Source organism: Leifsonia sp. TF02-11 (assembly GCF_017565305.1).
GTDB lineage: Bacteria > Actinomycetota > Actinomycetes > Actinomycetales > Microbacteriaceae > Leifsonia.
In genome coordinates this window covers 1-21,283 of sequence record NZ_JAGEKP010000032.1, presented here as the reverse complement: position 1 = coordinate 21,283, position 21,283 = coordinate 1, and the positions used below count along the sequence as shown (strand labels likewise).

At 71.1% G+C, this 21,283-nt stretch carries 17 protein-coding genes; 12 read left to right on the top strand and 5 right to left on the bottom strand.

Translation table 11 applies throughout. From position 1 onward, the window contains the following. The 3 genes from JNB50_RS24095 to JNB50_RS24085 are packed head-to-tail and all read left to right on the top strand — an operon-like array spanning position 1 to position 2,950. Entirely contained in the window at positions 1-993 is a 993-nt protein-coding gene (locus JNB50_RS24095) for a Gfo/Idh/MocA family oxidoreductase (RefSeq protein WP_307794862.1), read from the top strand. Beyond that, the gene (locus JNB50_RS24090; protein ID WP_208042629.1) at positions 990-2,084 is read left to right on the top strand and encodes an alpha-hydroxy acid oxidase; all 1,095 of its coding nucleotides are present in this window, start codon (positions 990-992) and stop codon (positions 2,082-2,084) included. The genes JNB50_RS24095 and JNB50_RS24090 overlap by 4 nt, the downstream gene beginning before the upstream one ends. After that, the gene (locus JNB50_RS24085) at positions 2,081-2,950 is read left to right on the top strand and encodes a ThuA domain-containing protein (RefSeq protein WP_208042628.1); all 870 of its coding nucleotides are present in this window, start codon (positions 2,081-2,083) and stop codon (positions 2,948-2,950) included. The genes JNB50_RS24090 and JNB50_RS24085 overlap by 4 nt, the downstream gene beginning before the upstream one ends. Before the next feature lie 27 nt (positions 2,951-2,977). Here the strand turns inward: JNB50_RS24085 and JNB50_RS24080 are convergent, their stop codons facing one another. After that, positions 2,978-4,285, bottom strand: coding sequence for a restriction endonuclease subunit R (locus JNB50_RS24080; RefSeq protein WP_243768928.1), 1,308 nt, complete (start codon positions 4,283-4,285; stop codon positions 2,978-2,980). A gap of 133 nt (positions 4,286-4,418) precedes the next feature. Continuing rightward, positions 4,419-5,690: an ROK family protein gene (locus JNB50_RS24075; protein WP_208042627.1), complete on the bottom strand. Its 1,272-nt coding sequence runs from the start codon at positions 5,688-5,690 to the stop codon at positions 4,419-4,421. A 226-nt stretch (positions 5,691-5,916) separates the two neighbouring features. On the opposite strand from JNB50_RS24075, the gene JNB50_RS24070 reads away from it, so the two are divergent. The 6 genes from JNB50_RS24070 to JNB50_RS24045 all read left to right on the top strand — a co-directional run bounded on the left by JNB50_RS24070 (position 5,917) and on the right by JNB50_RS24045 (position 12,109). Then, positions 5,917-6,936, top strand: a complete 1,020-nt coding sequence (locus tag JNB50_RS24070; RefSeq protein WP_208042626.1) for a VOC family protein — start codon at positions 5,917-5,919, stop codon at positions 6,934-6,936. A 2-nt stretch (positions 6,937-6,938) separates the two neighbouring features. Next, the gene (locus tag JNB50_RS24065; RefSeq protein WP_208042625.1) at positions 6,939-7,952 is read left to right on the top strand and encodes a cyclase family protein; all 1,014 of its coding nucleotides are present in this window, start codon (positions 6,939-6,941) and stop codon (positions 7,950-7,952) included. Between the two features lie 62 nt (positions 7,953-8,014). Further along, positions 8,015-9,148: an FAD-dependent monooxygenase gene (locus JNB50_RS24060; RefSeq protein ID WP_208042624.1), complete on the top strand. Its 1,134-nt coding sequence runs from the start codon at positions 8,015-8,017 to the stop codon at positions 9,146-9,148. After that, entirely contained in the window at positions 9,145-10,128 is a 984-nt protein-coding gene (locus JNB50_RS24055; RefSeq protein ID WP_208042623.1) for a fumarylacetoacetate hydrolase family protein, read from the top strand. Before JNB50_RS24060 ends, JNB50_RS24055 begins: the two co-directional genes overlap by 4 nt. Further along, positions 10,125-10,925, top strand: a complete 801-nt coding sequence (locus tag JNB50_RS24050; RefSeq protein WP_307794861.1) for an SDR family NAD(P)-dependent oxidoreductase — start codon at positions 10,125-10,127, stop codon at positions 10,923-10,925. The genes JNB50_RS24055 and JNB50_RS24050 overlap by 4 nt, the downstream gene beginning before the upstream one ends. 17 nt (positions 10,926-10,942) lie before the next feature. Then, positions 10,943-12,109, top strand: a complete 1,167-nt coding sequence (locus JNB50_RS24045; protein ID WP_243768938.1) for a S9 family peptidase — start codon at positions 10,943-10,945, stop codon at positions 12,107-12,109. A gap of 69 nt (positions 12,110-12,178) precedes the next feature. Here the strand turns inward: JNB50_RS24045 and JNB50_RS24040 are convergent, their stop codons facing one another. Then, the gene (locus JNB50_RS24040; protein ID WP_208042621.1) at positions 12,179-12,745 is read right to left on the bottom strand and encodes a dihydrofolate reductase family protein; all 567 of its coding nucleotides are present in this window, start codon (positions 12,743-12,745) and stop codon (positions 12,179-12,181) included. A 65-nt stretch (positions 12,746-12,810) separates the two neighbouring features. Next, a complete protein-coding gene (locus tag JNB50_RS24035; protein WP_208042620.1) occupies positions 12,811-13,743 on the bottom strand; it encodes an RNA polymerase subunit sigma-70 in 933 nt (310 codons plus the stop codon). Positions 13,744-13,910: 167 nt separating this feature from the next. Between JNB50_RS24035 and JNB50_RS24030 the strand changes: the two genes are divergently transcribed. The 3 genes from JNB50_RS24030 (at position 13,911) to JNB50_RS24020 (ending at position 18,911) form a co-directional block, all read left to right on the top strand. Beyond that, the gene (locus tag JNB50_RS24030; protein WP_208042619.1) at positions 13,911-16,202 is read left to right on the top strand and encodes an FUSC family protein; all 2,292 of its coding nucleotides are present in this window, start codon (positions 13,911-13,913) and stop codon (positions 16,200-16,202) included. Between the two features lie 145 nt (positions 16,203-16,347). After that, positions 16,348-17,463 (top strand): hypothetical protein, encoded by a 1,116-nt coding sequence (locus JNB50_RS24025; protein ID WP_307794860.1) that lies wholly within the window; start codon positions 16,348-16,350, stop codon positions 17,461-17,463. 83 nt (positions 17,464-17,546) lie between these two features. Further along, positions 17,547-18,911, top strand: coding sequence for an NAD(P)/FAD-dependent oxidoreductase (locus tag JNB50_RS24020; protein ID WP_208042618.1), 1,365 nt, complete (start codon positions 17,547-17,549; stop codon positions 18,909-18,911). An 849-nt stretch (positions 18,912-19,760) separates the two neighbouring features. Here JNB50_RS24020 and JNB50_RS24015 read toward each other — a convergent pair. Next, entirely contained in the window at positions 19,761-20,684 is a 924-nt protein-coding gene (locus JNB50_RS24015; RefSeq protein WP_208042617.1) for an aldose 1-epimerase family protein, read from the bottom strand. Positions 20,685-21,283: the final 599 nt, after the last annotated feature.

Here is a 21,283-nt window from a genome sequence, read left to right as displayed (position 1 = left end):
GTGCCGTCGGAGCTGAGGATCGGCATCCTGGGTGCCGGTGGTATCGCGGAGCGGGCGATGGTGGAACCGTCGCGCGACGTGGCGGGGGCGAGCGTCGTCGCCATCGGGGCGCGCGATCCGGAACGCGCGAGAGCGTTCGCCGAGCGACTGCACCTGCCGAAGCACGGCGACTACGAGACGATCCTGTCCGACCCCGACATCGACCTCGTGTACCTGGCGCTGCCGCCGATCACCCACGCCGAGTGGGCGGTCCGCGCGCTGAACGCCGGGAAGCACGTCTTGTGCGAGAAGCCACTGTCGGTCAACGGCACGACCGCCGCCCTGATCGGCGAAACCGCCCAGGCGACGGGCCGGCGTGCTTTCGTCGGCTTCCACTACCGGCTCCACTCGTTCACGCGACAGCTGCTCGATGTCATCGCATCGGGCGTGCTCGGCGACATCCAGAGCGTCCACATCGACTTCAGCATCCCGCACTTCGTCGTCAAGCCGGGAAACATCCGGCTCGACGGAGACCTGGGCGGCGGGGCGGTGATGGATGTGGGTTGCTACGCGGTCGACCTCCTTCGCGCCGCGTGGGGGGAGCCGGTGGTCGAGCAGGCCACCGCGGTGCTCTACGACGGCGACCAGCGGATCGACCTGCAGACCGACGCGGTACTGCGGCTGCCGTCGGGAGCGCGGGCCGACGTCCGCGCTTCGTTCCTCGGCGACGACGAGGGCGCCATGTCGCTGCGCATCGCCGGCTCGGCTGCCCACCTGGAGGCCACGAGCGTCATCGTGCCGCAGTGGGGAGCGAAGCTCCGCGTCAGCGCGGGCGACGACATCCTCGTGGAGGAGAGCGCCGTCGACGGGGAGAACAGCTACGCGCGTCAGCTGGAACACCTCGTCGCCGTTCTCGGCGACGGATCCTCCAGCATCCTCGACGCCGAGCGCGGCGCGGGCACGATGCGCACGGTCGACGACATCTACCGGGCCGCCGGGCTGGAGCCACGGTGACACGGGCCGAGATGGTCGACCTCGCGGACCTCTGGGACGTGGAGGAGTTCCGGGTCGCTGCGGAGCGCGTGATGCCCGAAGCGTACCGGGAGTTCGTCAACAACGCGGGCATGGAGCGGACGCTGCACGACGACATCGCCGCCTGGAGCAGCATCCGTCTCCGGCCCCGTGCACTCACCGATGTCGGTGACGTCGACACGTCGGTCACCGTGCTCGGCGAACGCATCTCCCTGCCGATCATCACGGCACCGTTCGTGGGCTCCACGTTCGTCCAGCCGGAGGGGGAGGTCGCCACCGCGCGGGGCGCGGTTGCAGCCGGGACCATCACCACACTGAGCATGACAGGCGCGCGGACCCCGGAAGAGGTCGGGGCGGTGGCGGCCGGGCGATACTGGCAGCAGCTGTACTGCTTCCGGGACCGCAGTGTCGTGCGCGACGTGGTCGAGCGCGCCGTCGCCGCCGGCGCTTCGGCTCTCTGCCTGACAGTGGACCTCCCCGTGATGCCGTCCTTTCCGCGCCCGATGCGGGAGGCCATGCGCGCCCTGGAGCAGCAGTGGCGGGATGACGCCCACACGATGTATGTCGTCCGGGACTATCGCGACAAGCCGTTCGGCGCGACGTTCCCCGACCCGACCGCCTCGTGGGCGGATGTGGAGTGGTTGAAAGGACTGTCCGACCTGCCCCTCCTGCTGAAGGGGGTCATCCGGCCCGAGGACGCGATCCTCGCCCGAGACCACGGCGCCGCCGGCGTCATCGTGTCCAACCATGCCGGGCAGGGGCTGCGGTCCTCGCAGCCCGTGGCGCAGGCGCTCCCCGCCGTCATCGACGCCGTGGGTGACGAGATCGAGGTGTATGCCGACAGTGGCATCCGCTCCGGATTCGACGTCCTGCGGGCGCTCGGCCTCGGCGCGAGAGCCGTGCTCGTCGGTCGTCCGGCTCTGTGGGGGCTCACCGTCGGCGCCGCCGCCGGAGTGGAGCGGGTGCTGAGCATCCTTCGAGCGGAGCTGGCCGAGGGGATGGCGATCACCGGTGCCACGAGCGTGGCGGAGATCGACGACAGCATCCTCGAACCAGGACGGAGAATTCCATGACCGATGCCATCGATGTGCTCATCCTCTCCGGGCACATGACCCGCGAGCACGACAACGAGCACCGCAGCTTCCGCCAGCACAATGTCTGGCTCACGCAGCTGCTGGAGGACACCGGGCGCTACCGGGTGCGGGTCGTGGAGGACCCGCGCGGGCTGGGCGCGGCGATCATCGACAAGTACGACGTGGTGATCGTCGTCTTCGAGGGTCGCGACGGCTACCACGAGAAGGCGGTCGGGTTCGGGCCGGAGACCGACGCCGCGCTGCTGAAGTTCGTGCACCACGACGGCAAGGGCATCGTCTGGTTCCACGGGTCGGCCGCCCAGGAGGACGACTGGGGCTACCCGGACGAGTACAACACCCTGCGCGGATCGCGGCTGACCGTCGCGGGAGGCCTGCGGCCGCGTCCGTGGGGCGAGGCGCAGCTCGACACCGTCGAGCCGCGCCACCCGATCACGGACGGCATCAGCGCACGCTGGACCGTCACCGGGGACGACATCCTGACCGGCGTCGAGATCCTCGACGGCGCGCAGGTGCTGCTCACCACCTACGACGACCTGGAGTCGTACGAGAAGGCGCCGATCTGGCCGATGTCGCACTACCCGGTGGCGATCCCGGAGGAGGGTATCGCCTTCCTTCCCGGCATGAACACCGACCAGCCGATCGCGTGGATCAACGAGTACGGGGCCGGCCGCTCGTTCACCATCACGATCGGCCACGACATCGACACCTTCCGCCGCATCGAGTTCATCCGGATGTTCCCGCGCGGTGTCGAGTGGGCCGCCACCGGCGAGGTGACCCTGACCGGGCCCGACCGCAGGGGCGAGCGCCGCTTCCTCCCCTGGCCGTACTACAACCACGAGCGCTGAGCGCCGGGGGCCGCCCCCTCGAGGGTTCTACAGGGAGGCGCGCGCGAGGGCGAGGTGGGCGCGGGTCAGGTCCGTGGGGTCCGCGTCGAGCCACTCGTGGCCTCCCCATTCGCTGCAGAGCGTGCCGGCGAAGCCGAGAGCGGCCTCTCGCAGGAGTGCGCCGAGGTCGCGCAGCGGCTGCGAGACCCGCCCGTCGGCGTCGTCGAGGTCCCAGAACTTGAGGTGGAACGCGCCCACCAGCGGGAGGACGCCGCGGAGCGCGTCGACCGACGAGCGGCCGAAGCGAACCAGCAGGTCCATGTAGAGGGCGTGTGCGGCGGGAGGCACCGCGCCCGACCGGAGGTGGGCCACGACGGCGTCGAGCGTGACCGGCTCCAGCCAGGCGTCGGTCAGCCGATCGAGGAGGTCCTTCGGGATGTTCGGAGCGAGCGCCGCGAGGTAGGTGACGGGGAGCGCCGGCATCAGCATGCTGGTATCCACGAGCAGCCGTACGCGGGTGTCAGCGAGGGCGGCGATGTCGTCGATCGCGCGGGCGACGGGAGGGGAGTCCGGCGTCTGCTGCCCCTGCAGCTCCTCGTAGAGGGTCAGGTCGAGCTCGTGCAGCACGGGCTGCAGCCTCCCGAGCAGTGCCGCGCCTGCCTGCCCGATCGGCAGCCGCACGCCCTCCGCACCGAGATCGTGGGCGGTCTGCAGCTGGGGGAGAAGGAACGCGAACCGCTCGTCGTCGTCGCGCCTCCGCGTCGGGCTCAGCCACTCGTCGAGGCTCGCGCCGACGATGCCGACCCGTCCGCCCGCCGCGCTGATCCGGTCGCGCAGTGCTGCGGCCTCCTCTGTCGGTGTCGACGGAAACGATCTCCACAGCTGTCCCGGTTCGAGCTCGATCACCGATGCCGCCCCGGAGGCGACGATGCCGACCGCGATGTCGGTCGCCGCGCGCTCGGCGCGGATGACCTCCGGTGTCCAGTTGAAGGCGCTCGCCGCGAGGGTCCACGGAGTGTCGTGAACGACCTCCAAACGCCGCTCGGCCGCGAAGTCGAGCGTCAGCGGTCCGTCCGGGCCGCCAGGCAGGTAGGGGATGAGCAGCCGGAACGCCACCGCCACGGTGTGGGCGCCCGGCGCGAGCGGGCGACGGCCGCACAGCGGCAGGCGGTCCTGTACGAACCACCAGCCGTCGTCGTCGGGCACCTCGACGGCGCACTCCTCCCCGTCGAGGTGGAGCCGCACCGCCGACACGCTCGACAACGGCAGCGACCGGATCCACGGCAGGCTCACCCGCACGGTGAACCCGTCGGTGGTCGAGGTCAGGGCGTCGTCACCCAGTATCGGCAGGCCCATGGCGCCCCTTCGTCCGCTTATGCCGGTAAGCTACATGCTTACGCCGAAAACCAGAAGAAGAGATTCGTCACGAATCCCGACATTCGTGCCACGAATCTCGAGATTCGTGACGAATCGCGGGGGTGGGATGACGTTAGGCCGCCGCCGGGCCTTTGATCCCCTCGATCGTCGGCCGACCGTCTGCGAACCAGCGCGGGAACGTCACGTCGAACAGCTCCTCGATCGCGAGCTCTGCGCCGCCGCGCAACGGCTCCCGTTCGTCGCCGATGGAGCGCACGATCGAGAGGTCGCGGGTGGCCAGCGGCAGGGACAGCTCGTAGACGCGCTGGCGCACCTCGGCGAGGAAGATCTCCCCGGCCGACGAGACCGCCCCGCCGACCACGATCACACCCGGATTGAACATGTTGACGAGCGCCGCGATCGACTCGCCGATCAGTCGGGCCGAGCGCTGGACCAGCGAGATCGCGAGGGCATCGCCGTCCTGGGCTGCGATCGCCACGGCCTCCGGGGTGATCGGCTCTCCGCGCTCGACGAGGCCGGCGAGGATCCCGGTCGCGCCTTCCGCGAGCGCGCGCTCGGCGTCCCGCATGATCGCCCAGCCGGACGCCTCGGCCTCCAGGCAGCCCACCTTGCCGCAGCGGCAGACAGCGGTGGAGTCGCGCACGCGCACGTGACCGATGTCGCCGGCGGCGCCGTTCGCCCCGCGGTGGATGCGGCCGTGCGAGACGAGGCCGGCGCCGATGCCGCTGCCGACCTTGCAGTAGATCAGGTCGACGTTGTCGTCGCGGCGGTGGCTGCGTTCGGTGAGCGCCAGCAGGTTGACGTCGTTGTCGACCCAGACCGGCGCGTCGAAGCGCTGCTCGAAGCGGCGGCGCACGTCGAATCCGTTCCAGCCGGGCATGATGGGCGGCGCGACCGGCGAGCCCGTCTCGAAGTCCACGGGGCCGGGAACTCCGACGGCGACCGCCCAGACCGGGCGCTCCTCGCCCGCGGCGAGGAGCTCGTCGATCATTCCGAGGGCCGTGTCGATCGTCTCGGCGGGCCCGCGGCCGATGTCCCACGCGCAGTGCGCCTCCGCGAGCACCGTGCCGTCGAGCGAGGCCAGGCCGACGCGGATGTGGAGGGCGCCGAGCGCACAGATCACGATCCGGCCCTGGTCCGCGCGGAAGCGGAGCGTCCGCGGTGCGCGGCCGCCGGAGGACGGACCGTACTCGCCGTCCTCCAGGAAGCCCATCTCGATCGCCGCATCGACACGCTGCGCCACGACGCCGCGGCCCAGGCCGGTCAGCCGGCCGATCTCGGGCCGGGTGTCGGCCTCTCCGGTGCGGACGAGGTTGACCACGCGCAGGAGGCTCATCACCTCGTCGGTCTGCGCGCCGAAACGGAGTGCGGAGTCCCTGGCCATGCTTGATTCTGACACAACCTCACCCTGCAAGTGCGTGAACAGGGTGCCACTTGCGCCCCAGAATCCGTTTCTTGGGCCGCACTGCGACCAAAGAAGCGCCGATGTCGACCTAGGAAATCAGTCTCATTGATCCCCGGCATAGCCGATACGCGGTTCCCTGATGCGGCCGTGCGCTCGAAAGTAGAGACCGGGCACTCACCTTCCGCCCGTCTGGAAAGGATCAAGGATGATCAAGCTTCTCTCCCACTTGTCCTATGTGGAGATCACGTCCCCCGATGTCGAGGCGTCCGTGAAGTTCTACGAGGAACAGGTCGGGCTGACGGTCGTCGACCGCATCGACGGCTCGGTGTACCTCCGCTGCTGGGGCGACTATTACGCGTACTCGGTCGTCGTCTCACCCGGCCCGGAGCCGACGCTCGCGACCATGGCGTGGCGCACGTCGAGCGAGGAGGCCCTCGAGGAGGCCGCCAAGCGCGTCGAGGCCGCCGGTGTCGAGGGCGAGTGGCTCGACGACGTGCCGGCCATCGGCCGCGCCTACCGTTTCACCGGCCCGTGGGGTCACTCGATGACGCTGCACTGGGATGTCACACGCCACCAGGCTCCCGGTCACGTCGCGTCGATCTACCCGGACCGCCCCGAGAAGCGCAGCAAGGTCGCCGGCGCCCCGCGCCAGCTCGACCACGTCACGATCGCGACCAGCGACGTCGACGGGTTCGCCGCCTGGTACAACGACGTGCTCGGCTTCCGCATCATGGCGCGCACCGTGCTCGACGAGGCGCCGATCTCGATCTTCTCGGTGCTCACCACCAACGAGAAGTCGCACGACCTCGGCGTCGTGCTCGACGGCTCCACGCGCGCCGGGCGCGTCAACCACTACGCGTTCTGGGTCGACACGTACGAGGAGCTCCTCATCGCGGCCGACGTGCTGATGGAGAACGGCGTGCCGATCGAGTACGGCCCCTCCATCCACGGCATCGGCGAGCAGACCTTCCTCTACTACCGCGAGCCCTCGACGCTCCGCATCGAGCTGAACACGGGCGGGTACCGGAACTATGTGCCCGACTGGCAGCCCAACACCTGGAAGCCCTCGCTCGGGTCGAACAACTTCTATCGCAACGGCGCCATGCCGATGTCGATGACCGAGTCGTTCCCGGCCGCCGACGGGCCGAGCGCCACCGAGGAGGGCGTGCCGGAGGAAATCAAGGAAGCGCTGCTCAACCCGTACGCCGTGCAGGGGCGCGGCTGACGATGGCCGCGCCGAGCGAAACTGCACCGAGCGAACGGCCGGCCGATCTGGACCGCCAGGACCCGGAGGCCGAGATCGGCGCGCGAGCGCAGGCGTACCGCAACTGGGGCCGCTGGGGCGAGGACGACGTGCTCGGCACGCTCAACCTCATCGACGCGGCCAAGCGGGCGGAGGCCGCCGCGCTCGTCCGCGAGGGGCTGGCGATCTCGCTGGCGCAGTCGTTCGACATGAACGGCCCGCAGAAGGGCTGGCGCCGGCGTACCAACCCAGTGCACACGATGCTCGACACCGGCACGGACGCCGAGCGCGGCACGCAGGGCTTCCCGCACGGTCTCGGGGGCGCCGACGACGTGATCGCGATGCCGTTGCAGTGCTCGACGCAGTGGGACGGCCTCGGTCACATCTTCGACCACGGCTACGCCTGGAACGGGCGCAGGGCCGGCGACGTCGTCACCAGTGACGGCGACCTGGTCACCGGCATCGAGCACGCTGCCGCAGCCATCGTGTCGCGCGGGGTGCTGCTGGATCTCGGCCGGCACCTCCGCCCGGAGTCCGGCGAGCTCGAGGACGGCTACGCCATCACCGCCGCGGACCTGCGCTCCTGCGTCGAGGCGCAGGGCGCGACCAGCGCGGTGCGCACCGGAGACATCGTCCTGGTGCGCACCGGCCAGCTCGCCCGGGTGCGGCGCGACGGCTGGGGAGAGTACGCGGGAGGCCCGGCCCCTGGACTCTCGCTGACCACCGCCGGCTGGCTGCACGACACCGGGATCGCCGCGATCGCGACCGACACCTGGGGCTTCGAAGTGCGGCCGAACGAATTCGACGTGCCCGCGTTCCAGCCGCTGCACCAGGTCGTCATCCCGAACCTCGGCCTCACCATCGGCGAGATGTGGGATCTGGAGGAGCTCGCGGACGCCTGTGCGCGACTCGGGAGATACGATTTCCTCCTCTCGGCCCCGCCGCTGCCGATCACGGCGGCCGTCGGGTCGCCGATCAACCCCCTCGCGCTGCTGTAGCGGGCCTCGCCTCGCCAGCAGCGCCGACAGAAGAGCACGCAGAAGAACAGAGAGGTTCTTGTATGACCGCCGTCACGAAGGTCGCGATCGCCGGAAGCGGTGTCGCGGGTCTGGCCACCGCCATCCAGCTCGCCAAGGCAGGAGTGGAGGTCGACGTCTTCGAGTCCAAGCCTGAGCTGAGCGCGCTCGGCTCCGGCATCACCCTGCAGGGCAACGCACTCCGCGCCTTCGCGGCACTCGGCGTCTGGGAGGACGTGCAGCGGAAGGGCTACTTCTTCGAGGGGCTGACGCTGCGGGCTCCGGGCCCGGACGCACCGGTCGTGGCCGAGCTGCCGGAGGTGAAGACGGGAGGCCCTGACTTTCCGGCCACGGGCGGCATGTACCGCCCCGACCTCGCGCGCATCCTGCTGGAGCACGCCGAGCGTGCGGGCGCGAACGTCCGGTTCGGCGCGAAGGTCACGGGAGTGACCGACACCGGGGCCGGCGTCGAGGTGGAGGTCGACGGCGAACCGGCCGGCAGCTACGACCTCCTGGTCGGCGCCGACGGCCTCAACTCGGCGGTCCGCGACCTGATCGGCATCGAGACCAGGCCGCAGCCGACCGGCATGGGCATCTGGCGCTCGTTCGTCTCCCGGCCGGCGTCCGTCGAGCACAGCGAGCTGTACTACGGCGGCCCGGTCTACATCGCGGGCTACACACCGACCGGCGACGACACCATGTACGCCTTCCTCGTCGAGCCCGCGCAGGAGCGCGTCGGAATCACCGACGAGGAGGCCGTCGCGCTGATGCTCGAGGAGTCCGCGGCCTACGGCGGCCCCTGGGACGACATCCGCGCCGACCTGAAGGCGGGCGCGCAGGTCAACTACACCTGGTTCACCCAGCACCTCGTGCCCGCGCCGTGGAACCGGGGGCGTTCCGTGGTGATCGGCGACGCAGCGCACAGCTGCCCGCCCACCATCGCGCAGGGCGCGGCGCAGGCGCTGGAGGATGCGGTCGTGCTGACCGAGCTGCTGCTCGCCGCCGACACGGTCGACGACGCCCTGTGGAACGAATTCCACGCACGTCGTGTTCCGCGCGCTCAGGCGGTGGTGGAGGCCTCTGTGCAGCTCGGCCAGTGGCAGATCGACCACGACAGGGAGGCCGACGCCGCCGGGCTGATCTTCGGCATCGCCCACAGGATGGCGGAGCCGGCATGAGGATCGCGCGGTGGACGGCCGACGGTTCCGTCATCGGCGAGGGGTTCGTGGTCGGCGACCGGGTGGTCCCGTTCCCCGACGGTCTGACCGTCGCCGACGTGCTCGCGCGCGGGCCCGCGGAGGCGCGGACGCTGTCGGCGCGCGTCGGTGGCGCCCAGGGTGTCGCACTCGCCGAGGTGCGGCTGCTCGCCCCGCTCGTCCCCGCATCGATCCGCGACTTCGTCGCCTTCGAGGAGCATGTGGAGGGCGTGAGCGCCTCCGTCGACGGCAGGAGCGAGGTCGTGCCCGAGTGGCACCAGGCGCCGACCTTCTACTTCACCAACCCGCACACGGTGCTGGGCCCCGGCGAGCCGCTTCGGCCTCCCGTCACCTCCCGGCTCGACTTCGAGCTGGAGGTCGCGGCCGTGATCGGGGGTCCCGGCGGCGCGAACCTGACCGCCGACGAGGCGACAGGGGTGATCTTCGGCTACACGATCATGAACGATTGGTCGGCCCGCGACCTCCAGTCGCGCGAGATGAAGGTGCGCCTCGGGCCGGCCAAGGGCAAGGACTTCGGGATGAGCCTGGGGCCGTGGATCGTGACCGCGGACGAGCTCGAGCCGTACCTCGACGACGAGGGCTTCCTCGCGATCGAGGCGGAGGTGTTCGTGAACGACGAGCGCATCGGGCACGATCTGGTGTCGAACATGGGCTGGCCGTTCCCGGAGCTGGTCGCCTACGCCTCCCGCAACTCGCGGGTCGTGGCCGGCGACGTGCTCGGCTCGGGCACGACCGGCAACGGCGGCTGCCTGGCCGAACTGTGGGGGAGGCGCGGCGAGCTCACCCCGCCCCCGCTCGCCGACGGCGACACCGTGCGCATGGTGGTCGAGGGCATCGGCGAGCTGATCGGCCCGGTCGGGCCGCCCGTCGTCGCTCCCGAGCTGCCGGCGGCGCGTGTGCGTCCGCGGGCGCGGAGCCGCCAGGAGCGGGTCGCGACGTGAGCACTGGCGCGGACGGACTGCTCGGCGGCCTCGACGGTGCGACCGTCGTCGTCACCGGCGCCGCGCGAGGCCAGGGCGCCGCGGAGGCGCGGTTGCTCGCGCGCTTCGGAGCGCGGGTCATCGCCACCGACGTCGTCGAGCCCGGCAGTGCGCTCGACGACGGCATCGTCTTCCGCCACCTCGACGTCTCCGACGAAGAGGCGTGGACGCGGCTCGCCGCCGAGCTCGCGGAGACGCTGGCCGGGGCCGCGCTCCGCGGCCTGATCAACAACGCCGGCGTCACGCACCGTGCGGGGATCGACCAGACCGGGCGGGCGGACTGGGATCGTGTCCTCGCGGTGAACCTCACCGGCCCGATGCTCGGGATGCGCGCACTGGCGCCGCTGATGGGCGAAGGCTCGTCGATCGTGAACGTGGGCTCGGTCGCCGGGCTGACCGGCCATTACACGGCCGCCTACACGGCCTCCAAGTGGGGCCTGCGCGGACTGTCGCGGGTGGCCGCCACCGAGTACGGGCCGCGCGGAATCCGGGTCAACACCATCCACCCCGGTTTCATCGAGACGGAAATGACCGCGAACGCCCCCGCCGCGATGCGGGAGGCTCAGCTCGAGCTGACGCCGCTGGAACGACTCGGCGAGGCGGAGGATGTCGCCGGCCTGGCTGCCTTCCTGATCTCGGACGCGTCCCGGTACATCTCCGGCGCCGACCTTCCCGTCGACGGAGGCTTCGCGGCCTCCGCCGGAGCCAAACACCTCGCCGACCGCATCGCGGCCGGCGCCACGATCACGACGACGTAAGGAGTCCTCCCGTGTTCATGTACTTCCCGACCAACTACGTCTGGAGCCTCGCCGTCGTCGCGACCCTCAACAACGGCGGCTACATCGACGAGGTCGACCGGGCGTGCAAGCCGGTGCTGCTCGCCTCCCAGAACGGCGACGACGCCGGCACGGCCGAGCTGTACGCCTCGTGGGAGGCCGTCGCCGACCGGCTCGTCGCCAAGGCCCGCGCCGATGAGGCGGCAGGACGCCGGATCGGCGCCGGGGAGACGTATTACCGGGCGTCGCTCTACACCTCACAGGCCGAGCGCCTGCAGTCACCGCGGTGGGAGGGCCGCAACGCGGCGTATCAGAAGTCGATCGACCTCCTGCTGAAGCATGTCGAGCTCAGCCGGGTCCCGCTGACCCGCGTCGAGGTGCCGTACGAGGACTCATCGCTGCCCGGCTACTTCTACCGGGCTCCCGGTGACGGCCCGCACCCCGTGGTCATCCAGTGGAACGGCCTCGACTCGACCAAGGAGATGATGTACTACTCCGGGTTCCCGGCGATGCTCGCCGAGCGCGGCATCTCCACTCTCATGATCGACACCCCCGGATCGGGCGAGGCCCTCCGCTTGCGCGGCCTCACCGCCCGCTACGACACCGAGGTCTGGGCGGCGGCCATCGTCGACTGGATCGAGGCGAACGCCGAGGAGCTCGGCGCCGATCCCGCCCGGATCGGCATCGTCGGCTGGTCGCTCGGCGGCTACTACGCCCCGCGGGCGGCCGCGTTCGAGAAGCGGCTCGCGCTGGCCGTGGCCTGGGGTGCGAACCACGACTGGGCCGCGGTTCAGGAGGCGCGGCGCAACCGCGAGGGCGAGAACCCGGTTCCGCACTACTGGGACCACGTGTTCTGGGTGTGGGGCGTGAACGACATGGACGAGTTCATCGCCAAGACGAGCTCGATGCACCTGAACGGCGTCGCCGAGCGCATCACCGCTCCGCTGCTCATCACGCACGGCGCCGGCGACCGGCAGATCCCGGTGCGCTACGCACACGAGACGTACGAGCAGGCGGTGAACAGTCCCCGCCGCGCGCTGCGGATCTTCGACGACCCGGAGGGCGGCACCGAGCACATCTCGATCGACAACATGCCGTACGTGGCTGGCATCATCGCCGACTGGGTCGCCGAGACGTTCGAGGCGCTGGTGCCCGCGCATCCGTGAGCCCCGAAGCCCGACATTCGTGACGAATCCCGACATTCGTGGCACGAATGTCGGGATTCGTCACGAATGTCACGCCGCGGTCGTCGCCGTGGCGGTGTCGTAACGGGTGAGGCTCGCCGGTCCCACCTGCTCGGACGAGAGCAGGGTCAGCAGCCGCCCCTCCGGAAAGAGCCTCCTGCCCGCTCCGACCGCCGTCGGGAACGTCAGCAGCCGGTATTCGTCGACCCGGCCGGCGGCCTCCAGCTGGGCGACGACGGCGCCACTCCCGATCACGACCACGTCGCGCTCCGGCAGCGTCTCGTCCAGCCAGGCGTCGAGGTCGGCGGCCTGACGGGTTCCCGACCACCGGGCGACGTCGAGCGGGCCGGTGCTCAGCACGGCCTTCGACGCCCGGTTCATTGCCTGCGAGAACGGATCGTCGCGCGCCGGCCACAGCGTGCTGAAGTGCTCCCAGGTGCGGCGCCCGAACAGCAGGACGCCCGTCTCCAGGATCTCGCCCAGCCGGAACTTGTCGCCGGCGACGCCCTGCGGACCGAACCGCATCGCCCAGCCGCCGAACGGCGTCCCGTCGCTCCCGTCCGGATCCTCCACGACCCCGTCCAGCGTGATGAACTGCACGACGATCAGCTTTCCCATGATGTCCTCCTCATCGTGACGCGCGAATCGGCGTCACCAGGAGATACGAACGGGAGGGCCCGAATTCATCGCACGGCGGCGAAGTCTGCGAACAGGCCGAACAGACGCGGGTCCTGGTACACGAGGATCTGCGCGATCGCCCCCGTCTCGTCGCCCTCGAACAGCTGGACGGTGTGCGGCTCGCGCGCCTCGCCGACGCCGCGGTAGAGCAGGAACCCCTGGCGGCCTCCCGCCGACACGGGCTCCGTCGACCACTGGGTGCCCCGCCACGCGAACAGGTGGGCCATGAAGGCCAGGTACGGCTCCGCCCCGACCGACCACTGCGGCACGGGCGGCATCTCGAACACGACGTCGTCGGCGACCAGGGAGGCCAAGGCCGGGACGTCGGCCCGCTCGATCGCCCGCGCATACCGCTCGACCGCGGCCGGGGCGAGCGGGTGCGGCCGGCGCACACCCTCGCTCACGGCGGCCCGCGCGCGTTGCAGGGCGGAGTTCGCCGACGCCACCGACACCTCCAGCACGGCCGCGGTCTCTGCGGCCGACAGCCCCATCACCTCGCGCAGCACGAACGCGCCGCGCTGCACAGGGGAGAGGGACTGCAGCATCGCGGTGACGGCGAACCGCACCTCTTCGCGACGCTCCGCGGCTCGTTCGACCTCCGACTCCGCCGCCCAGCCGGTGGGTGCGGGCAGCAGCCACGGCACGTCGAACGCGGGCACCAGCGGTGCGCCGACCTCGAGTCCCGGCTCGCGGAGGTCGCGCGGCAGTGGACGGCGCGGCGCCTCCCGAAGCCGATCGAGGCAGACGTTGCGGGCGATCCGGTAGCACCAGGTGGCGAGCGAGCCCTTGGCGGGATCGTACGAGTCGCGCGCCCGCCAGGCCCGCTCCAGTGCATCCTGCGCCGCGTCCTCCGCCTCGAACGGCGAGCCGAGCAGCTGGTAGCAGAACGCGGTGAGCGGGCGGCGCAGGCCGCCGAGCTCCTCCTCCAACCCCGTCACGCGCCGATCCTATGCGCTCGGATGTGCTCGCGCCTCTGCTGAAGGGCACGCAAACGCGCCTAAAACGCAGGGATCGGGGCATATACGTGCCCCTCGACGGAGGATCCTGCACCACGGCCCTCCGACGCGGCTAGGGTGTGCGGTGGCGGCGGGTGCGAGGAGGTGCGATGCGCGTCGTGGCATGGCTGAAGCGGCACGATCCCGATTTCGCCGCGCTGCGCCGGGCCGGGCGCGCGGCGATCGTCATGCCGCTGCTCTTCGCGTTCGGCGGGCTGGTGATCGGCAGTCCGGACGTGGCGACCTTCGCCGCGTTCGGGTCGTTCGCGATGCTGCTGCTCGTCGATTTCAGCGGGCCGCTGTTGGATCGCGTGCAGGCCCAGCTCGGGCTGGCCGCGGCCGGCGCCGTGCTGGTGTGCGTCGGCACGCTCCTGTCGAGACCTGTGTGGCTCTCCGCTGTCGCCATGGCGGTGGTCGCATTCGCGGTTCTCTTCGCCGGGTCGGTGAGCTCGGTGATGGCCTCGGCGAGCACGTCGCTGCTCCTGGCCTTCATCCTGCCGGTCACCCTCCCCGGCACCGTCGCGTCGCTCGGCCCGCGGCTGCTGGGCTGGGGGATCGCGTCCGTCGTCGCCGTCGTCGCCATCGTCGTGCTCTGGCCGGCCCCGACCCGCGAGCCGTTGCGCGGCCCCGCCGTCGACGCCTGCCGCGCGCTCGCCGCCCGGCTGCACGCGGAGGCGGCGGCGATGCTCCGCGCGGGCAACCCCGAACTGGCGGCCGAGCGCGATGCGGCGACCCGGGAGGCCGACGCGGCCGTCGCCGCGCTGCATCGGTCGTTCCTGAACACGCCGTACCGCCCCACCGGGCTCAGCACCTCGGCGCGCACGATCGTCCGGCTGGTCGACGAGCTGACCTGGCTGAACGCCGTCATCGAGCAGTTCGAGCACGTCCGCATCCCTGCGGCCGTGCCCGGAGGTGCGGTTCACGTCGCGGCCTTCGAGGTCAAGAGCGCAGCCGCCGCGGTCCTGGAACGCGGGGCGGACCTCCTGGGCCGGCACGGCGGCGACCCGGCGGAGCTCGAGGCGGCGCTCGACCTCCTGGGCGAGGCGCGCGGGGCTGTGGAGGCCGCGACGATGGCCCTTCCCGCCAGCGGCGCGACCGAGGAGGGCGGCCGCGCCGCCGACCGCTTCGTCGCCTCCCTCGACCCCGGCTTCCGGGCGCAGGAACTCGCCCAGGCGACCACCACCGTCGCCGTCAACATCGCGCTGACCGCGCGGGCGGAGCGCCGTTCGTGGTGGCAGCGGGTGACGGGCCGTCAGCCCGGAGACCTGGCCGGTCCGGTGGCGGTGGCGGCGGAGCGGGCGAGCGGCTTCGTCGGCTGGAACTCGGTCTGGCTGCGCAACAGCATCCGTGGCGCCGTCGCCCTCGGGCTCGCCGTGCTGCTGGCCAACCTGACCGGCGTGCAGCACTCGTTCTGGGTCGTGCTCGGCACCCTGTCCGTGCTGCGGTCGAACGCGCTGAGCACCGGCCAGACCGTGCTGCGCGGCGTGATCGGCACCGCGATCGGAGTGCTGCTCGGCGCCGCCGCGATGCTCGCCATCGGCGACAACCGGGTCGTCATCTGGGTGCTCCTGCCGATCGCCATCCTGGTGGCCGGCATCGCACCGGCCGCTATCTCGTTCGCCGCCGGCCAGGCCGCGTTCACGATCCTGCTCGTGCTGCTGTTCAATCTCATCGCACCATCGGGGTGGACGGTCGGGCTCATCCGGATCGAGGACATCGCTCTCGGCTGCGCGGTGAGCCTCCTCGTCGGGGCGCTGTTCTGGCCGCGCGGGGCCGCGGCGGCCTTGAGGCAGGCGCTCGCTCAGGCATACACCGAGAGCGTGGACTACCTGGCCGCGTCGGTCGCGTTCGGGCTGGGCCGCTGCGATGCCGCCGCGCACGACGGCCCGGAGCCCCGGGCGCAGGCGCTCCGCGCCGCGGCCGCCGCCCGACGGCTGGACGACGCCTTCCGCACCTACCTGGGGGAGCGCGGGAGCAAGCGCCGGCCCCTCGCCGAGGTCTCGGCCTCCGTCAGCGGCGTCGCGGGCGTGCGGTCTGCGAGCGACGCGATCCTCGACCTCTGGAGGGGACAGGAGACCGTCGATGCCGACCGGGCGGATGCCCACCGGGCGCTGGACGCCTCGGTCGCGCGGCTCGACGACTGGTACGCGCGCCTGGCGGCGAGGCTGCTCGAGCGGAAGGGGCCTCCGCCTCCCGAGCCGGCCGACGCCTCCGCGCGCTCGCGACTGGCCGACGCGGTCGAGCGCGACCTCGGCGACGCGCACGGGAACGTCAGCGCGACGGCGGTGCGGATCGTCTGGACGGGCGACTACCTCGACGTCGTCCGCCGCCTGGAGGCCGTCATCGTCGGGCCCGTCCACACCCTCGGCACCGACCTCCCCACGCCGTCGAGACGTGAGTAGTCGCGGGAATCCGCCGCCCGGATTCCGCGACTACTCACGTCTCGGCGCCGGTGGATCCGCTGTAGCCGCGCGGGGGACCCGGGGGTTACATTGTGCGCGTCAGGGGCCGGCGGTGGCCGCGCTCGGTGTGCGGGAGGTGGTCGCCGTGAGCACGACGAGACGGGTCCGTCCCGCGTTCGGCGGGCTGTCGGCGCCCGCGCAGCTGACGGTGGAGGGCGCGGGGATCGTCAGCGGCGCTGCGGTGTTCGTCGTCGTCGGAGCGGTGGCGCTGCTGCTGTTCTGGGGCCGCACCCTCCCGATCGCCGGCCCGGGCTCGGTCGGCCAGTTCGTCGCGATCGCCGGCGGGATCATCGGCTTCCTCGCCTACGTCGCCGGGAGGCTCTGGCGGCGAACGGGTCTGACGCCCTTCGAGACCGCCCGTCCGGCGGGCGGCGCCGTCGGCGCCGTGCACCGCGCGGGCGCCGTCGACATCTTCGACACCTTCGCCATCGCCCTCGCGCACGGCATCCTCGCCCTCCTGGGCTGGCTCGTGCTCGGGGCGGTGCTCGCGAACGGCTTCCAGGATGCGACCGTCTACCATTTCTCGGCGACCGTGCTCGCCGCTGCCGCGGCAGGGGTCACCGGCTACGCGGTGTTCCTCTCGGCCGCCCGGATGGACCTGATGCGGCTCTCGACGGTGCTCGCGGCGTTCGCCGTGGTCGGCATCCTGACCTCCATGCTGAGCGCGCCCGATCCGCACTGGTGGCAGCTGCACCTCAGCGCCCTCGGGATGTCGCAGAGCGTGTCGTCCCTCGCCTTCAACCTCACGCTCATCCTGGCCGGCGTCATCGTCACCGCCCTCGCACGGTACGCCACCGACACGCGCGGCATCACGGACCCTGCGCGGAGGGCGGCCGTGATGCGCGTCCGCGTCGGGCTCATCCTGATCGGCGTGCTGCTGGCGGGCGTCGGCGTCTTCACCCTGAACATCTCGGTGACGCTGCACAACGTCTCGGCCGTCGGGATGGTGCTGGTGTTCGCGCTGGTCGTGTTCTGGGTACGTCGCGCGCTGCCGGCCGCGCCGCGATCGTTCTTCGTGCTCGGCTACGTGTTCTTCGGCGCGATCGTGCTGATGCTGGTCTTCTTCGCGGTCGGCTACTACGTCTTGACGGCGGCCGAGCTGGTCGCCGGCGTGCTGGTGTTCAGCTGGCTCATCGTCTATCTCCGGGTGAGCGGTGCTGCTGCGGAGTCCGCGGAGAACATACACGTCGGCGAGGCGTAGTGCCCGCGTTCGACAGTGTGTACAGGAAACGGCGTCGCGTGCCCGCCTAGCATCCTCGTGACCCGATGGAGGAGTTGATAGCAATGGACAGCATCGAACGTGACGTCGTCATCGTCGGCGCTGGAGCCTCCGGCCTCACGGCCGCGACGGAGCTGAAGAAGGCCGGTCTGAGCGTGGCCGTCCTGGAGGCCAGGGACCGCGTCGGCGGCCGCCTCTGGACGAACGACATCGACGGCGCGACGCTGGAGATCGGCGGCCAGTGGGTGTCGCCCGACCAGGACGCGCTCATCGAGACCCTCGGCGAGCTGGGACTGGAGACCTACTCCCGCTACCGCGAGGGGATCAACATCTACCTCGGCGAGAACGGCGCACGGCGCACGTTCGAGGGCGAGATCTTCCCTGTCGCCCCTGCCACCGAGAAGGAGATCGTCGGGCTGATCGAGCGCCTCGACGCGCTGGTCGCCGAGATCGACCCCGACCGGCCGTGGGAGCACCCGCAGGCCAAGGAGCTCGACGAGATCTCGTTCCGCCGCTGGCTGGAGACGCAGACCGACGACGAGGAAGCCCGCCGCAACATCGGCATGTTCATCGCCGGTGCGATGCTCACCAAGCCGGCGCACGCCTTCTCGGCGCTGCAGGCCCTCCTGATGGCCGCCAGCGCGGGAAGCTTCAGCAACCTGGTCGACGCCGACTTCATCCTCGACAAGCGCGTCAAGGGCGGCCTCCAGCAGGTGCCGCTGCTGCTCGCCGAGCGGCTCGGGGACGACGTGCACCTGAACGCGCCGGTGCGCACGCTCCGCTGGGACGAGTCGGGCGTCACGGCTATTGCGGACGGTGTGGAGGTCCGCGCCCGGTTCGCGATCCTCGCCGTTCCTCCCGTGCTGATCAGCCGCATCTCCTACGACCCGCCGCTGCCGCGTCGCCAGCAGCAGCTGCACCAGCACCTGTCGATGGGCTTCGTGATCAAGGTGCACGCCGTCTACGAGACGCCGTTCTGGCGCGAGCAGGGCTACAGCGGCACGGCGTTCAGCCCGTACGAGCTCGTGCACGAGGCGTACGACAACAGCTATCACGGCGACCCGCGCGGAACGCTGGTCGGCTTCGTCTCCGACGAGGCCGCCGACGACGTGTTCCGGCTGTCGCCGGAGGAGCGCAAGGCGCGCATCCTCGAGTCGCTGTCGCACTACTACGGCGTCGAGGCCCTGAGCCCCGTCGTCTACTACGAGAGCGACTGGGGCAGCGAGGAGTGGACGCGCGGCGCCTACGCCGCCAGCTTCGACATGGGCGGCCTCGCCCGTTACGGCTCGGACCTCCGCACCCCGGTCGGCCCCATCCACTTCTCCTGCAGCGACATGGCGGGCAAGGGCTACCAGCACGTGGACGGCGCGATCCGCGTCGGCCGCGAGACCGCTGCAGCGATCGTCGCCGCCGTACAGCCGGCCCGGTAGGGCCCCAGAGACCGCGCGCGGCCAGTCGTGGATGGCCGCGCGCACCACTCCCGGTCGGCCGGGACGCGCACCGTCGTGGGATGCGCGTCCCTGCCGCCGGCGCACTTTTCGCGTGCCTCGGCTGCGAACGCCTCGTAATGCTTGTGTAGTCTCGCCGTGAGATGCGAAATGTCGCATGGGTCATGTATCGTCGTACCCACGAGCTGATGTCGAATCATCCGTCGGCTCGCTGGTAGACGGAGGCGCGAACGGGTACGCACCTCCTGTCGATCACCATGCTGCTCCTAGTGCAGCGCTTCGATGCCCCCAGCCGGTCGGGTTCCGCTGGGGGCATCACCCGTTCCCGCTGCGGCCCGCTGCGGCCCGCTGCGGCCCGCGCCCGCCGGCGCGCGCCGGCCCGCCGCGAACCGCCGCGAACCACCGCGCCATTCGTCACGAATCCCGACATTCGTGCCACGAATCTCGACATTCGTCACGAATGTCGCCACCCCCGCCACGAATCTGCCGCACGAACCTGCGCCCCCGGGCGCCGCAAGATTCGTCACGAATGTCGACATTCGTGGCACGAATGTGCCGATTCGTCACGAATGTCGAGCCGTAAGTGCCACCCCGTCGCCCCTTGGGGCGCAGCGCAGGGGATGCAAGATTCGTCACGAATGTCATGATTCGTGCCACGAAAGTGCGGATTCGTCACGAATGTCGAGCGCAAGTGCAACCCGGTCGCACCCTCGCGGCGAAGCGCGACGGTACAAGGTTCGTCATGAATGTCGGGATTCGTCACGAATGTCGAGACGGGAGCCCGCGCCCGCTCGGAGCGGAGCGCAGCGCGGAGCGAGCGCGCGGCGCGACTCAGAGTGCGGCGATCGTCCAGGAGGCGGTCGCGGACTGGCCGGAGGCAAGCACGATCAGGTCGGTGCCCGAGTTGTAGGCGTCGGGAGGACAGGTCATCGGCTCGACGGCGAGGCCCAGTCGGCTCAGCTCCGGCGTGTCGCGGTCGGCGGTGTGGATCTGCACCCACGGGCACGCCTCGTCCCATGTCATCGCGACACCGGTCCCCTCGGCCGAGCGCAGGGTGACCGTGGTGCGTCCGTCGGCGGCCGGCAACAGGCCGGTGAACGCGTGGTCGATGAACGTGTCGGCGACCCGGCGCGGCGCGCGGAAGTCGAAGACGCCTCCAGCCTCGACGGCCACGTCGGCGAGCCCGACCGGGATGAGCCGGTCCTCCGTCACGGTCAGTACGTCCGACGCGGGCAGCTCGAGCGTCCAGTCGTCGACCCTGCCGTCGCCGGCGACGAGGTACGGGTGCGGCCCGGTGCCCCACGGCGCCGGGGAGGGGCCGGAGTTCGTTCCGGTCACGGTGGTGTGCAGGCCGTCCTCGTCGAGCTCGAACACGACGGCGACCTCCACGCGGTGCGGGTAGCCCTCCTGTGCCTCGATGGTCGCCGCCAGCGTGACGCTGCTGGCCGTGCGGTCGACGGCCGTGAAGTCGAGCCAGGCCGCCAGACCGTGCAGCGCGTGGCCGCGGCCGGGTTCGGTGAGCGCGAGCTGCTGGTCCGCGCCGTCGAAGGTGTACCGCCCGTCGACGACCCGGTTCGGCCAGGGCGCGAGCGTCGCTCCGCGGAAGACCGGGCGCACGTCGTCGGCGTCGAACGGGACCACGAGGTGGCGCCCACGGTGCTGGAGGGTTCGGAGCGAGGCGCCGACCGACGCGATCGTCGCGTGATAGTCGCCGGCGGTCAGGCCGTGGTGGGTGCCGGAGAGCGGTGTGGTCATCCGCCCATTCTGGCCGCAACCACCCGACGGCCACGAATTCCGGCGATGAGCGCACGGAACAGCCGATGACCACGCAGGACCGGCGATGACCCACGAGAACCGGCGATGACCCACGAGAACTGGAGATGACCGCGGAGAACGGCGATGGGAGCCGAGGACTGCCGATGAGCGCGGAGGACGGCCGATGAGCGCTGAGAACTGCCGATGAGCGCCGAGAACTACTGATCGCCGCGGAGGCTCGCAGAGAACCGCCGAGGACCGCCGAGAAACTGCCGATGAGCGCTGAGAACTGCCGATGAGCGCCGAGAACTGCCGATCGCCGCGGAGGCTCGCAGAGAACCGCCGAGGACCGCCGAGAAACTGCCGCTGACCGCAGAGAAATCGTCGATGAGCGCCAAGAACTACCCATCGCCGCGGAGACCCGCCGAGAACTGCCGAGGACCGCCGAGAAACTCCCGCTGACCGCGGAGAAACCGCAGCTGACCGCCGAGAACCGCAGATCTCCACCGAGAAACCAGCCAACGACCACCGAGAACCGCCCCCAGACGCGCCCAAAACCGCCGAGCGTGCACGAACCCGGCTCCCCCCCCCCCCCCCCC

Bases quoted from the DNA above. Each gene is read 5' to 3' on its own strand.
- JNB50_RS24040 (WP_208042621.1), bottom strand. From the start codon at position 12,745: ATGGGAAAGCTGATCGTCGTGCAGTTCATCACGCTGGACGGGGTCGTG.
- JNB50_RS24075 (WP_208042627.1), bottom strand. From the start codon at position 5,690: ATGGCCAGGGACTCCGCACTCCGTTTCGGCGCGCAGACCGACGAGGTG.
- JNB50_RS24045 (WP_243768938.1), top strand. From the start codon at position 10,943: ATGTACTTCCCGACCAACTACGTCTGGAGCCTCGCCGTCGTCGCGACC.
- JNB50_RS24065 (WP_208042625.1), top strand. From the start codon at position 6,939: ATGGCCGCGCCGAGCGAAACTGCACCGAGCGAACGGCCGGCCGATCTG.
- JNB50_RS24015 (WP_208042617.1), bottom strand. From the start codon at position 20,684: ATGACCACACCGCTCTCCGGCACCCACCACGGCCTGACCGCCGGCGAC.
- JNB50_RS24070 (WP_208042626.1), top strand. From the start codon at position 5,917: ATGATCAAGCTTCTCTCCCACTTGTCCTATGTGGAGATCACGTCCCCC.
- JNB50_RS24080 (WP_243768928.1), bottom strand. From the start codon at position 4,285: ATGGGCCTGCCGATACTGGGTGACGACGCCCTGACCTCGACCACCGAC.
- JNB50_RS24020 (WP_208042618.1), top strand. From the start codon at position 17,547: ATGGACAGCATCGAACGTGACGTCGTCATCGTCGGCGCTGGAGCCTCC.
- JNB50_RS24030 (WP_208042619.1), top strand. From the start codon at position 13,911: ATGCGCGTCGTGGCATGGCTGAAGCGGCACGATCCCGATTTCGCCGCG.
- JNB50_RS24060 (WP_208042624.1), top strand. From the start codon at position 8,015: ATGACCGCCGTCACGAAGGTCGCGATCGCCGGAAGCGGTGTCGCGGGT.
- JNB50_RS24085 (WP_208042628.1), top strand. From the start codon at position 2,081: ATGACCGATGCCATCGATGTGCTCATCCTCTCCGGGCACATGACCCGC.
- JNB50_RS24055 (WP_208042623.1), top strand. From the start codon at position 9,145: ATGAGGATCGCGCGGTGGACGGCCGACGGTTCCGTCATCGGCGAGGGG.